This is a genomic window from Anaerocolumna jejuensis DSM 15929 (assembly GCF_900142215.1).
Taxonomy (GTDB): Bacteria; Bacillota; Clostridia; order Lachnospirales; family Lachnospiraceae; genus Anaerocolumna; species Anaerocolumna jejuensis.
The window spans coordinates 13,728-27,210 of sequence record NZ_FRAC01000007.1 but is presented as its reverse complement, the minus strand read 5'-3'; the positions used below and the strand labels follow the sequence as shown (position 1 = coordinate 27,210).

Below are 13,483 nucleotides of genomic sequence, written 5' to 3'. Positions count from 1 at the left end.
TCAAGTTTTATAACATTAAATTAGGTGATATTTCATGGGATGGTTGGAGCATATATTTAATTTCAAACTATCCCATGATGTATATTTATATCTAGAATAATTCTTAATTTTCATTAATAAAAAGTTTCTTCTTATCATCTACAGTGAAATAACATATCTATAATGAATCCCTTTTATATAATCTATAACCTTTATTTATATAGTGCAGCTGTTTGTATTAATTACAAAAATTGATTAATCTACTAATACCCAACTCTCTATTAACGTTATCAATACCTTTCTTCCCTCTGGCTTTGTGACTAAATTACATACAAGCTTTCAGATTTCCTTTATAATATCAGTGGTTTATTTTAAGCTAATTTAGAAGGGAGGACTTTCCATGTCCGATATTGTAATATCTGAAGCGAAAAGATGTTTGCAATGTAAAAAACCATTATGCAAGTCAGGCTGTCCTGTAAATACCCCTTTCAACGAGGTTATACCTCTCCTGCTGGAAGGCAGTATCGTGGAAGCCGGCGAAATGCTTTTTGACAATAATCCGCTGTCCGTTATATGTTCCCTTGTGTGCCCTCATGAAAAACAATGTGAAGGCCACTGTGTCTTAGGAAAAAAAGGTGACCCGATTAAGGTAGGGATGGTGGAAAACTATATTTCAGATTATTACCTTAACTATGTTGATACCTATCCCCGGAAAGGGACAGGTAAAAGAGTTGCCATTGTAGGTTCCGGACCGGCAGGCATTACCATTGCTATTCTGCTTGCCGCAAAAGGTTATAATATTACTATTTTTGAAGCCCACGATAAAATCGGCGGTGTTCTGCGTTTCGGAATTCCTGAATTCCGGCTTCCTAAGGCCCTGCTTGATAAGTTAAAGGATAAATTAATTGAGATGGGTATTAAAATACGTCCCAATACTTTGATTGGACCGATTATTACCGTAGATGACCTGTTCCGGGACGGTTACAAGGCTGTATTTATTGGAACAGGTGTATGGAATCCAAATACTTTAAAGCTTAAGGGCGAAACCCTGGGGCATGTCCATTATGCTATTGATTATCTGAAAAGCCCTGAAGTTTACACCCTGGGTAAAAAGGTATGTATTATCGGTGCCGGCAATGTTGCAATGGATGTTGCCAGAACTGCCCTGAGAAATGGTTCCAGAGATGTTACAATTATGTACCGGAAGGGTGCCGGAAGTATTGACGCAGAACCTGTCGAGGTAGAGTATGCCAAGCTTGACGGTGTTAAATTCAATTTTTACCAATCGCCTTTGGAGATTATAGACGAGGGTGTAAGATACCAGCAGACTTATGCTGCCGGGACAGATGAGAACGGCAGGGAAATAGTGGACATCCTGGAAGGGGCAGAAGGTCTCTTTGAGTGCGATTCCGTTATACTTGCTGTTGGCCAGAAGCCCAGGAGAAACATCGTCAATAATTCTAAGGGCATTGACATTAACAACCGCGGCCTTCTTGTTACGGATGAATTCGGCAGAACCACCAAAGAGGGTGTATTTGCCTCCGGTGATGTTGTCACCGGTGCAAAAACCGTAGTGGAAGCTGTGCGGGTGTCAAAGGTAGTGGCAAAAGCTATAGAGGAATATTTGGAGCACTCCTGATAAAAACCCCGGAATGAAGCTGAATTGAAACACTTCATTTCGGGATTTATTTTTAAAATTATTAATTTTGCATAGTATTTCACTTAACTGGTAAGTACTCATCAAATTTATGTACTTGAAGGTTCAAGTTAAAAAAAGGGTAGCACTTGAATAAGCATTACTATTTCATCCAGACTTCTTATATATTTGCTAAATTACTAAAAGTGAGCCCTGCTATTCAGCTTACTATACACTTCTTTCATGCATTCTTCTCTGGTCATAGCGGGTGCCTGCTGCCAATCCACCCACCTTACACCGCTGTTTTCATCCGCCTTTATCCTTACCTGTTCCTTCTCATCTGCCTGAAGCAGGTAAGTCACATTAAAATGCAGATGGGATGGTACAAATATTCCATTTTTATAATGACAGTCCACACAAAGGTTCTCAAGGGATATGGGTTCATGACTCAAGGCACGTATATTGCTTACACCGGTTTCCTCTCCGGCTTCTCTTAATGCCACCTTTTGCAAATCCTCTTCCCCGTCGGCATGCCCTCCTGTCCAGGCCCAGTTCTTATAAATGTTATGGTATATCATTAGTACCTTGGTTCTGTCTTCATTTACAATCCAGGAAGATGCTGTAAAATGCGCAATCTTATTTTCCCGAAGCAAACAATTGTCATATGCCTTGATAAATTCAAGCATAATCTCCTTATCCGCTTCTTCCTGTTCATTCTCCGGCTTATAGCCCTTTATAATATTCAGTAAAATCTGCTTCATGTACTCTCCCCGGTTCTCAAAGTAAGAAGGAGCTCTTTCTAATAACAGAGAAGCTCGTAGCCTTCCTCTGTTACTAAAACCATAATCTCCCACTGTGCGGAAGGTTTTCCATCGGCAGTATAAACCGTCCAGTCATCGTCCTCATCAATAAATATCTCATTGGTTCCCATATTTACCATGGGTTCAATGGTAAATATCATGCCGGGTACCATTAACATTTCTCTGCCTTTTCTGCTTACATAGCTTACCCATGGCTCTTCATGGAATTCAAGTCCTACGCCGTGTCCGCCGATTTCACGTACTACACTGTAGCCGTTCTTTGTGGCATGGTCATTAACTGCCTGCCCCATATCTCCTAAGAAGCCCCAGGGTTTTACCTGCTGCAGCCCTATTTCCACACATTCCTTTGTAACCTCAACCAGCTTCTTCTTTTCCTCACTTACCTCACCGATTAAGTACATTCTGGAGGAATCCGAAAAATAGCCGTTATAAATAGTGGAGACATCCACATTAATAATATCCCCGTTTTTTAAAATATCTTCCTCTGAGGGAATGCCATGGCAGACCTGGCTGTTAACAGAAGTACAAACGCTCTTGGGAAATCCGTTAAAATTAAGGGGAGCCGGAATTCCTCCTAATTGCAGGGTCTTTTCATGAACTATCCGGTTAATTTCCTCCGTTGACATGCCTTCCTTTATGCGCTCTCCAACACAATCTAAAATTGCTATGTTTAGCTTGCAGCTTTCCTTAATTCCTGCAATCTGTTCCGGTGTCTTAATAATCTTTCTGGGTGGAACCTTATGACCGTTTCTTCTGAAGCCTTCTATTTTCTCATCAAAGCTTAGGTGGCAGAATTTATATTTATTTCCGCTGCCACACCAGCATGGGTCATTTTTACCTATTTTTTTCTCCATATTTATAACCTTGCCTTTCTCATAACCTGCTTGCGATACTGCTTAAATAGAAATTTGAAAAATGCAGCGCATTTTTCAAACTATCTTCTTTCCCAACATCCAATCTTCAATCGGGTATTCGTATAGTTTCAATCTTCGACTGTGCATATGTTAGTCAACAGCTGCAATATGATATTCCAACCAATCCTCTTTCCCTTTCACAAGGCATAAATTATCCATATCCTTCCGGCATTGATTGGGGGTGCAGCCAAAATTGCTGACGAAAGCTCTTGTAAACGCAGCCTGAGAGGAATAGCCGTATTTTAAAGCAATATTAAGAAGCTTTTCATTGGATTCCTTAACCTCCTGAAAGGCATGAACTAATCGTCTTTCAGAGACATATTGCTTAAAGGTTATTCCGACCACTTCATGAAACTGGGCAGAGCAATAATAATGGGAATAACCGATATAGTCAGCCATCTTCTCCAGAGTGGGTTCATTTGTTATATTTTCATCAATCCAGTTTACCATATTTTTTATTACTTTTGATGACATACGCTCACTCCTTTGCTTTATTATACTAGACCATATCAAATTTTTCTTGATATAAGTTGCAGATTTTCATTGTTTGGGAAAATTACTGTAAAGCTTCCTCTTCCTTTTTCTGAAAGAATATCAGTGCCACATTACTATCCGTTGCCTGATTCATTAAATAATCCGTTACTGCCTTTGTGTTATTCTGGCTTAAAAGATATAAAGTGTAAATATCATTCTCACTCTGTGGTAAATCCTCTGTTAACAAATAGGAATATCTGTCGTTATAACGGTCCGGATTTCCCGATAGGAAGTAATAATAATTCTTCTTATAATAGAACAGGTCAATATAAAAGTCCTGTCCGACTTCTCCCATTCGTGCAATTCTTATATAAGCTTTTCCTTCTTTATCAACGGCTTCCAAAAAAGCCTCCCAACTCTCTTTTCCTTCAGATACTGCTTTTAAATCCTTGTAATTTAAAATTGCAAGCTTGTCTTTTCTGGCCTGCTCCAGGGTATAATCCGACGGTATTTTATCCAAAGGGGTTACTTTTTTTGAAGTACAGGCCTTAAGAAGCTTTTCATAAAGACCGTTACTGTAATTATTATTATCAATCAGATAATCTTTTTTAAAGGTTATATATGCGGACTGATTATGATCATAAATGTAGACATCGTTCTTATCACTGGATTGATAGACTTGCTTTCCTATCATATTTGCGGAAATCCCCACCGCCTCCATAGAATGAACCGGCCATTGGCCCTTTGACACTACTTTCTCTATTTTTCCTATTTCGGCGGCATAGCTTGGAAGCTTTCTGCTGCTTTCTTCTCCATACCTCCAATATGTGAACTCACCAACTACAATAGCAGGTGTCATCTGGATTCTGTGATCAAAGAACCCGATTATACTCTTACTATTAATCATCAAAACCACCAGCAATACGGCCACTGCTGCTCTTCTGATAATCCGAAGCTCTCTTTTTCTTTTCTTTGTAATATTTCTTAACCGGTTTTTTGCAGCCGTATCCTTCCATAAAAACCGGAATACTGTTATATTATAATCCTTCTCTGAGAAATTTCCTACTTCATAAAAGCCCTCTTTTTTATAAAATTTTCTCAGCTTATCATTTCCGGCATAGCAGTCCAGATATATGTTCAGCTTATCCTTCCTGCACAGCTTCCTGACATATTGCAATATAGCTTCCCCGATTTTTTTTCCCTGAAACTCGGGCATAATAGCAATTCGATAGAGGTAATAATCCCTGTCCCCTGCCTCTTCCATAAAGTTATTCTTTCCAAGGGGCCTGATGGAGAATACTGCAATAATATTATTCTCTTTTCGCACTACATACTGATAATCCAGTTCTTTCTTTACATTTTCCTTATACCAGGGATATTTCCACTGCTGGATTCCTTCATCCAAAAGCTTTAAGGTCACTTCATCCAATATATTTACAATTTCATCCAAATCTTCAAATACCGCTCGCTCAATTTTCATAAATACTCCCTGCCATGTATTTATCCTGTATGATATCAATTAAATTAAGTTTACTGATATGGAAATTCAACTTATAATAGCTTTATATAATTGAAAGCCATTCTACTTTAAGTATATCCTATTCTCTGGAAATTACAATCTTATTCTTACTCCCAGTATACCAGATAAAACACATATCCAGCAAGGTTTACTGCTATTAGCTCGCGACAAATACATGAGGCCAAATAATGGATATACACAGATGACCAAGGAGGTTGTTATGGAGTTTTGTCTTAAGAGGTTCCTTATGACACTTAAGCGGCAGGAAACGTGACTAGGTAAAATAGTGCCACTGTTTGAGCTTGATAACTAACACAGCCAAATTTGTTACAGCGAGTTTGGCACTGATTTACCTGCCAGTTACGTTTTCTGCCGTTTTAGTGGAATAAGGGTTCTCGCGTAACAAAACTCCAAAACAACCTCCTTGGTCATCGTCCGCTTCCATAAACTTCCTTCATGCGTTTGCCATGCTATTAGCTGACAGCTATTTTCCAAAGAGGGAAAGGAGTATTCCGGCAGCCACAGCCGAGCCGATAACCCCTGCTACATTGGGCCCCATGGCATGCATTAACAGGTAATTGCGGGGATTTGCCTTTTGGCCTTCCACCTGAGTTACACGGGCCGCCATGGGAACTGCCGAAACTCCGGCAGAGCCAATTAAGGGATTGATTTTTCCTCCGGATAAAAAACTCATGATTTTTGCAATTAACAATCCTCCTACTGTGCTGAACATAAAGGCAAGAAGGCCTAACAATATAATCTTGATTGTTTCCGGTTTAAGGAAAGCACTTCCCTGTGCCGTAGCACCAACAGTAACTCCAAGAAATATGGTAACGATATTGATCAGGGCATTCTGTACCGTTTCGGAAAGCCTCTCTGTCACTCCGGATTCACGAAAAAGGTTACCGAGCATTAACATGCCGATGAGGGGTGCCACAGAGGGTAAAAGTAAGATACATACAATGGAAACAATGAGAGGGAAGCATATTTTTTCAAGCTTTGATACCTTTCGGGACTGCTCCATTACAATTTCCCTCTCTTTTTTAGTCGTGAGCAGCTTCATAAGGGGCGGCTGTATCATTGGTATCAAAGCCATATAGGAATAGGCGGCAATCGATATGGGAGCAAGCAAATTCGGAGCAAGCTTAGTGGTCAGGTAAATAGCCGTTGGTCCGTCCGCTCCGCCGATAATGCCGATGGAAGCCGCTTCTCCCGGCAAAAAGCCCAATGCTATAGCTATTACAAATGCTATCGCAATGCCAAACTGAGCTCCTGCTCCAATAATGAGATTACTTGGTCTTGCAATCAAAGGACCAAAATCCGTCATTGCCCCAATTCCCAGAAAAATAAGGGATGGATAGATTCCAAGCTTGACACCCTGATACAGATAGTATAACAGCCCTCCTGCTTCTGATGAACTTAATGGTTCCTTCATAATACCCGTAAGGGGAAGATTTGCCAAAAGCATACCAAAGGCTATTGGTAAAAGAAGCAGCGGTTCAAATTTCTTCGCAATGGCCAAATAAACCAAAACACAGGCAAGAACTATCATGACCAGAGCCTTCCAGTCCAGTGCCATGTATCCCGATTCCCTCCATAATTTTAATAAAGCATCTGCTAACATAAAATCCTCCTCCTTTTATTACACGTCTGCAATTTTATTACTTTCTGCCGTTTTATTGCTTGCTGCTGTTTTATTACTTCCTGCCGTTTTATTACTTCCTGCTTTATCCCTGGTTATTCTTTATTGCCCTGCCTTCTGCCTTCCATTATGCCTAAGCAAAAAGAAAACAACTTAATAATTGCCCACAATGCAATCAGAACAAGAAAAACAACCAGCATACAAAATAGTGCATACAAAATAGCCTGCGTTACCGGCACATTACCACCTCTTTCTTTTCCCGGTCATTTATGGAAATAAAAAAGAGAGCTTCCATAAGAAGCTCTCCACCCTAAAGCCAAATCTTGAAACAGCTGTATACAGCTGCCAACCGGATAAATATTATTTTTACATATAGTAACAATATAGCTCTGCCCTGTCAAGTACTTATCAGGATAATTCAAACATCCCGGTATATAACTGATAGTATTTTCCTCTTTGGTCTATCAGGTTATCATGATTTCCTCTTTCAATAATCCTGCCGTTTTCCAATACCATAATGGCGTGGGAATTTCGCACGGTAGACAGTCTGTGGGCAATTACAAATACGGTTCTGCCGTCCATAAGCCTATCCATTCCCTTTTCAATAAGGGCTTCCGTTCTCGTATCAATGGAGGAGGTCGCTTCGTCCAGGATTAATACCGGCGGGTCTGCAACGGCTGCTCTTGCTATGGTAAGAAGCTGTCTCTGCCCCTGGGAAAGGTTTGCTCCATCGGCTGTTAACAGGGTATCATATCCTTTTGGAAGATGCTTGATAAAGGAATGGGCATTGGCAAGCTTGGCTGCCGCAATGATCTCTTCATTGGAAGCATCCGGCCTTCCGTAACGGATATTCTCCATAACAGTACCGGTAAAGAGATGGGAATCCTGTAAGACCATGGCAAGGGAACGCCTTAAGTCATCCTTCTTGATTTTATTAATATTAATTCCGTCATAACGTATCTTGCCGTCTGGCACATCATAGAAGCGGTTAATAAGATTTGTAATTGTGGTCTTACCTGCACCGGTTGAACCTACAAAAGCTATCTTCTGCCCTACCTTTGCATAGAGGGAAACACCGTTTAATACAGTCTTTTCTTCATTGTAGCCAAAGGTTACATTGTCAAAATCCACTTCTCCCTTTACCCTGGTAAGGCTGGTAGTTCCATCCTTGTGAGGATGCTTCCAGGCCCAGATACCGGTTTTATCACTGGTTTCCGTAAGCTTTCCGCCCTGCTCTTCTCTGGCGTTTACCAGAGTGACATAGCCGTCATCCACCTCCGGCTCTTCATCAATCATACTAAAGATTCTTTCTGCGCCTGCCAGGGCTGCCAGTATGGAATTAAACTGCTGTGACATCTGGGTAATCGGCATGGAAAAGTTTCTTGTATACTGAAGGAAGGCAACTACCGCACCAATGGTCAGATGTCCTGAGAGGGAGAGGATACCTCCAAATATTGCAGTAATAGCATACAATACATGGGATAAATTTCCCATAATGGGCATCAGTACACTGGCAGAGCCATTGGCCTTGGTAGATGCTTCACAAAGCTGATTGTTTATTTTATCAAAATTTTCTTTGGACTCTTTTTCATAGCAGAATACTTTTACTACTCTCTGGCCTTCAAACATTTCTTCAATATAGCCGTTTACTTCGCCCAGATACTTCTGCTGCTCCTTAAAGCGCGCGCCGCTCTTTTTTCCAATGGTCTTTATGATCCATATCATAAACAGTACCATTAGAACCACCAGAATGGTAAGCTGCCAGCTTAAGTACAGCATCATGATAAATACACCCGTCACACTGATAGCCGAAGCGATAAAGTTCGCAACAGTGTTACTGAAAAGCTCTCTTAAGGTATCCGTATCATTGGTATAACGGCTCATAATGTCACCATGTGCATGGGTGTCAAAATATTTAACCGGCAGGGATTCCATTTTACGGAACAGATCCGTACGAATCCGGTAAAGTGTGCCGGTAGCTACGCTTAGCATGATCCTGCTGTATACATAGGTCGAAATAACACCTGTTAAATAGATTCCCGCCATTTTCAGAAGTGTTTTCAGAAAGCCCTGGAACAAGGCGCTGTCATACTGTTTTAACAAGGGTGCAAGATATCCGTCCACTACTTTTTTCAGATAGGCAGTTCCCGCTATCTGTGCCAGAGAGCTTATTGCAATACCTGCAAGTATAAGAACCAGACGGAACTTGTATTGGGACATATACTGAAAAATTCTCTTTAAAGTCTTTCCGGCATTTTGGGGTCTGCTGCCCGGTTTGACTGCTTTTTCTTTTTTCAATGTTAAGCTCCTTTCTGCTGGGACTCATAAACCTCTTTATAAATCTCATTATTTTCCATAAGTGCTGCCGGAGTATCGAAGGCATCCACACCGCCGTCCTCTAAAACCAGTACCCTGTCCGCATCGCTGACGGAGGATATTCTCTGGGCAATTATGATAGTTGTGGTGCCGCTTAATTTTTCTTTCAGGGCTTCTCTTATTTTCTTATCCGTTGCGGTATCAACAGCGCTGGTAGAGTCATCAAGAATAATGATTCTAGGCTTCTTTAACAAAGCCCTGGCAATACAGAGCCTCTGCTTTTGACCGCCTGATACGTTAACGCCGCCCTGTCCCAGCTCAGTCTCATAGCCATCGGGAAAGGACATGATGAAATCATGGGCCTGAGCCGCCTTACAGGCTTCCTCCACCTCTTCCCTGGTGGCCTCTTTCTTTCCCCATCTTAAATTATCTATGATAGAGCCGGAAAACAGGACATTTTTCTGGAGTACCATAGCCACCTCACTGCGAAGATGCTCTAAGGTATATTCCCTGACATCGTGGCCGCCTACGATAATTTCACCCTCCAACACATCATACAGTCTTGGAATGAGCTGTACCAGCGTAGTTTTAGAAGACCCTGTTCCGCCGATGATTCCAATGGTTTCTCCGGGCTTAATGGTGAAGTTTATATCACTTAATGTAAGATTTTCCTTGTCTTTCGCATAGCTGAAGGCTACCTTTCTGAATTCAATGGAGCCATCTTCCACCTTCTGCTTTGAATCCGCGCCTTCGTCACTTAAGTCAATCTTTTCTTCCAGTATCTCGTAAATACGGGTCATGGAAGCTCTGGAGATAATAACCATAATAAAAATCATGGAAATCATCATAAGAGACATTAAAATCTGTCCAATGTAATTGATAAAGCTGGATAATTGTCCTAGTTCAAAATTTCCCGCAATTACCATTTTCCCGCCAAACCAGAGGATAGCAATCATACAGCCATACATACTGAACTGCATGACAGGACCATTTAAAATAATTAATTTTTCAGCAAATATCTGTGCTTTTCTTACGGCATCAGCGGAGGCTTCAAACTTTTTCGTTTCCTGAGGCTCCCTTACAAAGGCTTTCACAACACGGATTCCTGTCAGGTTCTCCTGGACATCATTGTTCATTCTGTCATATAAATTAAGCATCTTGACAAATCTAGGATGAGCCTTGCTCATAATAAGGCCAAGAGCGACTCCCAATACCGGAATGGCAATGAGAAATACGACGGACAGGCTCCTGTTAATAAGAACAGCCATAACAGTAGCTCCTATTAACATAACTGGTGCTCTGGCAGCCATACGGATAACCATCATAAAAGCATTCTGGGTATTGGTAACATCCGTTGTAAGTCTTGTAACTAAAGATGAGGTTGAGAATTTATCCACATTGGAGAAGGAAAAATCCTGAACCTTATCAAACATTGTCTTTCTTAAGTTCTTAGCAAATCCCATGCCGGCCTTTGCTCCGTATTTTGCTCCCATCCGGCCAAAATTCAAGGAGATAAGGGCCATGGCAACCATTAGGGCTCCCATCTTTACAATATAGCTGACGCCTCCCTCTCCCAATATTCCCTTATCGATCATATTGGCCATTACAAAGGGAATTAAAATCTCCATCATTACTTCCCCGACCATTACCAGGGGTGTAAGAATGGCATATTTCTTATATTCTCCTACACAGGAAAGAATTCTTTTATACATTAACAACCTCCCTTTCTTCCCATAAACATCTCCACATTCTGTATACTTCTTTTCAACAGCTGCTTAAAAGATGCTTTTTCTTCTTCTGTCATACCGGAAACGATAACCTTTTCCAGCTTTTCCAGATAGCCTCTTAAGGACAGGTTAAGCTCCCTTCCCTTTTCTGTAAGCCATACCCGCTTAATCCTTCCGTCGGCTGCGTCACCGCTTCTTGACACCAGTCCGCTTCTTTCCATGTTCTGAAGGATGCTGGTCACACTGGAGCGCCTCAGTTCAAACATCACCTCGATGTCCTTCTGATTCGCTGGATTTTCCTGCGTATATGGCTGCAAAAACTTTAGAACCTTTATCTGTTCAAAGGTTATCTTATGTGCTGTCAGATTCTCATCCGCCAGATATTTAACGCTTTTCGCAAGCTTCTGGATATAATATCCATAATCATCCGGATGTTCTCTACCGCTGTTATCCATGCCCCTCCCATGCATACCGCAAGTTTTTTTTGCGGTACTGCCCATATAGAAATATTTGCTGAAACCGGTATTCGTTCTTTCCGATAGTTAGACGTCTAACAATTAGTATATAAAATATCAGCAGCCTTGTCAACACATTTTCGACTGCATTGTTAATAAGGTCTCATAAAGCAGCAATTACACAGCATGGTAAGCCAGCAAAGAGTAGTGCATACCCTTCCCAGTCCTTCTCCGGCTCTTCCATAGCCTTCTCCCATATTTTCATACCAGATTCCGCCGCCTTCCATCCTTTTTAAAAGAATCTGATATTGCATATTACCGGGTTCCAGGGCTGCTGCCTGTCTGGCTGCTTCCAAGGCCGTGACATTATTGCCAAGTCCCTGATTAGCAAGTGCACTGTAATAATACCATACAGCGTTTCTATCCTGGATGGATTCCAGAACTGTCATGGCTTCCGTGAAGTTCCTGGAATTAATGTAAACAGCTGCCGCTCTTAATCTCGGAGATTCCTCCTGCCCCTGGAATGTACCATCCCCTGTCCCATAATATCCATATCCGAAAGGACCATAGGCATTTTGTCCTGTGCTGTTTCCATAGGCACCCTGATTATAATTTCCTTGTCCATAGGTACCCTGACCATAGGTACTCTGACCGTAGGAGCCCTGTGAATAGCCTGAAAAATTACCGTTTTCCCTATCCTTCATGATCCTGTCATAGGCTACCTGTATTTCCTTGAATTTCTCTTCCGCCTGGGCTTTATTCGGATTGTTAATATTGGCATCGGGATGATATCTGCGGCTTAAAGAGCGATAAGCTTTCTTGATATCATCGCCAGAGGCCTCCGGTGTTACTCCCAGCACTTTATAAGGATCCATTACCATACTTAATCTCCTCATTTTTTATGTCTGACTGTATTTTTTCAAACTTATACCAGACTCCTGCATACAGAATATTACGCAGAATATCTGCATTCATTAATATGGGAAGTCTTTCAAATTCCCTTGCACAATCAGCCATCATAAGGTTCAGGATTTCTCTGTTATTAACCTCTTTTTCCTGAAGTAAAAAGGGGTTATAGCTTCCGCTCTTTTTATCTTTCTCCCTGTCTTCACTGGCATCACATAAGTAGATGAACTTACCAAGGTAAAATCCCAGGTTTCTCAAGGTGTCCGCCCATTCATCATCCTTATAGTTAAAGATTTCTCCCAGCATTTCACCGGTAAGCCCGGCTGCCTTATCCAGACTGGATTCTTTGTTCCTTTCGCATTCATCCAATGCTTCCATATAGTGAGCTACGGCATCCGCCTGCCTTTTGTATTTCTTCTGAAGTCTGTGGTAATTTCTTTCCAGCATTTTAGCCAGTGAGAGCTTCCCCAGGTTTTTGTCGTCCTTCCAGTCATCCATCAGATTATGATACGCTAATATAATATTCATATCAGCGGCGTATTCTGTTATCTCATTGCTCCGCATCAAGTGCTTTTTGGCAGGATGGGCAATGCAGCGGTGTGCTTCTGTTTTCTCCTGGGATTCATAAAGTCCGCTGAGAAGAACAATAAGAAAGGTCATGTCAAAGGTCAGCGTTGCCTGGCCCACCGCTCCGTATTTCCGTTTCAGAACTTTACACAAGCCGCAATAATAGGAGTGGTATTTTTCATAATCTTTTATTTTCAATTCCGGTTTATTGATGGTTATATAACCAAACATAGTTTTTTTTCACCTTTATCAGCTTTTTCTTATAAATTCCGCATGGCATTTGGGACAGGTAATGCAGATTTTTCCTTTCCCTTTTGGAATCCTTATCTTTTGCTTGCAGGTAGGGCATCTGTATATATGATATTTTTTATTCTGCTCTCTCTGCCCTTTAAAATTTTTGAAAAAACCAAGAAATCGCTCCTTGCTCGCTAAAAACTTTTGATTTTCCGTATACCTTTTATTTACATTTCTTGAAAACATCCTTACATAGCAGATTATTAAAAGAAAGAATGAAATAATAGATAATA

General features: G+C 41.1%; 12 protein-coding genes and 1 other annotated feature. Of the genes, 1 reads left to right on the top strand and 11 read right to left on the bottom strand.

The window, feature by feature from the left end:
- Positions 1-379: 379 nt before the first annotated feature.
- Complete coding sequence (locus BUB77_RS03575) at positions 380-1,618, top strand: NAD(P)-dependent oxidoreductase (protein WP_073273055.1); 1,239 nt, start codon at positions 380-382, stop codon at positions 1,616-1,618.
- A gap of 197 nt (positions 1,619-1,815) precedes the next feature.
- Here the strand turns inward: BUB77_RS03575 and BUB77_RS03570 are convergent, their stop codons facing one another.
- From BUB77_RS03570 to BUB77_RS03520, 11 genes are all read right to left on the bottom strand, one after another.
- Positions 1,816-2,376: an NUDIX hydrolase gene (locus tag BUB77_RS03570; protein ID WP_073273054.1), complete on the bottom strand. Its 561-nt coding sequence runs from the start codon at positions 2,374-2,376 to the stop codon at positions 1,816-1,818.
- 38 nt (positions 2,377-2,414) lie between these two features.
- A complete protein-coding gene (locus tag BUB77_RS03565) occupies positions 2,415-3,290 on the bottom strand; it encodes a methionyl aminopeptidase (RefSeq protein ID WP_073273053.1) in 876 nt (291 codons plus the stop codon).
- A 150-nt stretch (positions 3,291-3,440) separates the two neighbouring features.
- A complete protein-coding gene (locus BUB77_RS03560; protein WP_073273051.1) occupies positions 3,441-3,824 on the bottom strand; it encodes a helix-turn-helix domain-containing protein in 384 nt (127 codons plus the stop codon).
- Positions 3,825-3,906: 82 nt separating this feature from the next.
- Complete coding sequence (locus BUB77_RS03555) at positions 3,907-5,304, bottom strand: GNAT family N-acetyltransferase (protein WP_073273050.1); 1,398 nt, start codon at positions 5,302-5,304, stop codon at positions 3,907-3,909.
- A gap of 523 nt (positions 5,305-5,827) precedes the next feature.
- Positions 5,828-6,967 (bottom strand): sodium ion-translocating decarboxylase subunit beta, encoded by a 1,140-nt coding sequence (locus BUB77_RS03550; RefSeq protein ID WP_084123899.1) that lies wholly within the window; start codon positions 6,965-6,967, stop codon positions 5,828-5,830.
- Positions 6,968-7,080: 113 nt separating this feature from the next.
- A complete protein-coding gene (locus BUB77_RS30955; RefSeq protein WP_084123898.1) occupies positions 7,081-7,224 on the bottom strand; it encodes an OadG family protein in 144 nt (47 codons plus the stop codon).
- Between the two features lie 60 nt (positions 7,225-7,284).
- Positions 7,285-7,336 (bottom strand) — a sequence feature (sodium ion sensor (DUF1646 type); this cis-regulatory element may regulate processes involved in with the transportation of sodium ions).
- A gap of 57 nt (positions 7,337-7,393) precedes the next feature.
- Positions 7,394-9,283 carry an ABC transporter ATP-binding protein gene (locus BUB77_RS03540; RefSeq protein WP_073273049.1) on the bottom strand — a complete coding sequence of 630 codons (1,890 nt, stop codon included), beginning with the start codon at positions 9,281-9,283 and terminating at the stop codon, positions 7,394-7,396.
- A gap of 2 nt (positions 9,284-9,285) precedes the next feature.
- Positions 9,286-11,013 (bottom strand): ABC transporter ATP-binding protein, encoded by a 1,728-nt coding sequence (locus tag BUB77_RS03535; protein WP_073273047.1) that lies wholly within the window; start codon positions 11,011-11,013, stop codon positions 9,286-9,288.
- On the bottom strand, positions 11,013-11,483 hold the full coding sequence (locus tag BUB77_RS03530) for a MarR family winged helix-turn-helix transcriptional regulator (RefSeq protein ID WP_073273046.1): 471 nt from the start codon (positions 11,481-11,483) through the stop codon (positions 11,013-11,015). The genes BUB77_RS03535 and BUB77_RS03530 overlap by 1 nt, the downstream gene beginning before the upstream one ends.
- Positions 11,484-11,635: 152 nt before the next feature.
- Complete coding sequence (locus tag BUB77_RS03525) at positions 11,636-12,364, bottom strand: J domain-containing protein (RefSeq protein WP_073273045.1); 729 nt, start codon at positions 12,362-12,364, stop codon at positions 11,636-11,638.
- A complete protein-coding gene (locus BUB77_RS03520) occupies positions 12,345-13,187 on the bottom strand; it encodes a DUF5685 family protein (protein ID WP_073273043.1) in 843 nt (280 codons plus the stop codon). The genes BUB77_RS03525 and BUB77_RS03520 overlap by 20 nt, the downstream gene beginning before the upstream one ends.
- Between the last annotated feature and the right edge of the window lie 296 nt (positions 13,188-13,483).

Coding starts and splice junctions, on each gene's coding strand:
- BUB77_RS03525 (WP_073273045.1), bottom strand. CDS start 12,364: ATGGTAATGGATCCTTATAAAGTGCTGGGAGTAACACCGGAGGCCTCT.
- BUB77_RS03570 (WP_073273054.1), bottom strand. CDS start 2,376: ATGAAGCAGATTTTACTGAATATTATAAAGGGCTATAAGCCGGAGAAT.
- BUB77_RS03535 (WP_073273047.1), bottom strand. CDS start 11,013: ATGTATAAAAGAATTCTTTCCTGTGTAGGAGAATATAAGAAATATGCC.
- BUB77_RS03530 (WP_073273046.1), bottom strand. CDS start 11,483: ATGGATAACAGCGGTAGAGAACATCCGGATGATTATGGATATTATATC.
- BUB77_RS03560 (WP_073273051.1), bottom strand. CDS start 3,824: ATGTCATCAAAAGTAATAAAAAATATGGTAAACTGGATTGATGAAAAT.
- BUB77_RS03575 (WP_073273055.1), top strand. CDS start 380: ATGTCCGATATTGTAATATCTGAAGCGAAAAGATGTTTGCAATGTAAA.
- BUB77_RS03520 (WP_073273043.1), bottom strand. CDS start 13,187: ATGTTTGGTTATATAACCATCAATAAACCGGAATTGAAAATAAAAGAT.
- BUB77_RS03550 (WP_084123899.1), bottom strand. CDS start 6,967: ATGTTAGCAGATGCTTTATTAAAATTATGGAGGGAATCGGGATACATG.
- BUB77_RS03565 (WP_073273053.1), bottom strand. CDS start 3,290: ATGGAGAAAAAAATAGGTAAAAATGACCCATGCTGGTGTGGCAGCGGA.
- BUB77_RS03555 (WP_073273050.1), bottom strand. CDS start 5,304: ATGAAAATTGAGCGAGCGGTATTTGAAGATTTGGATGAAATTGTAAAT.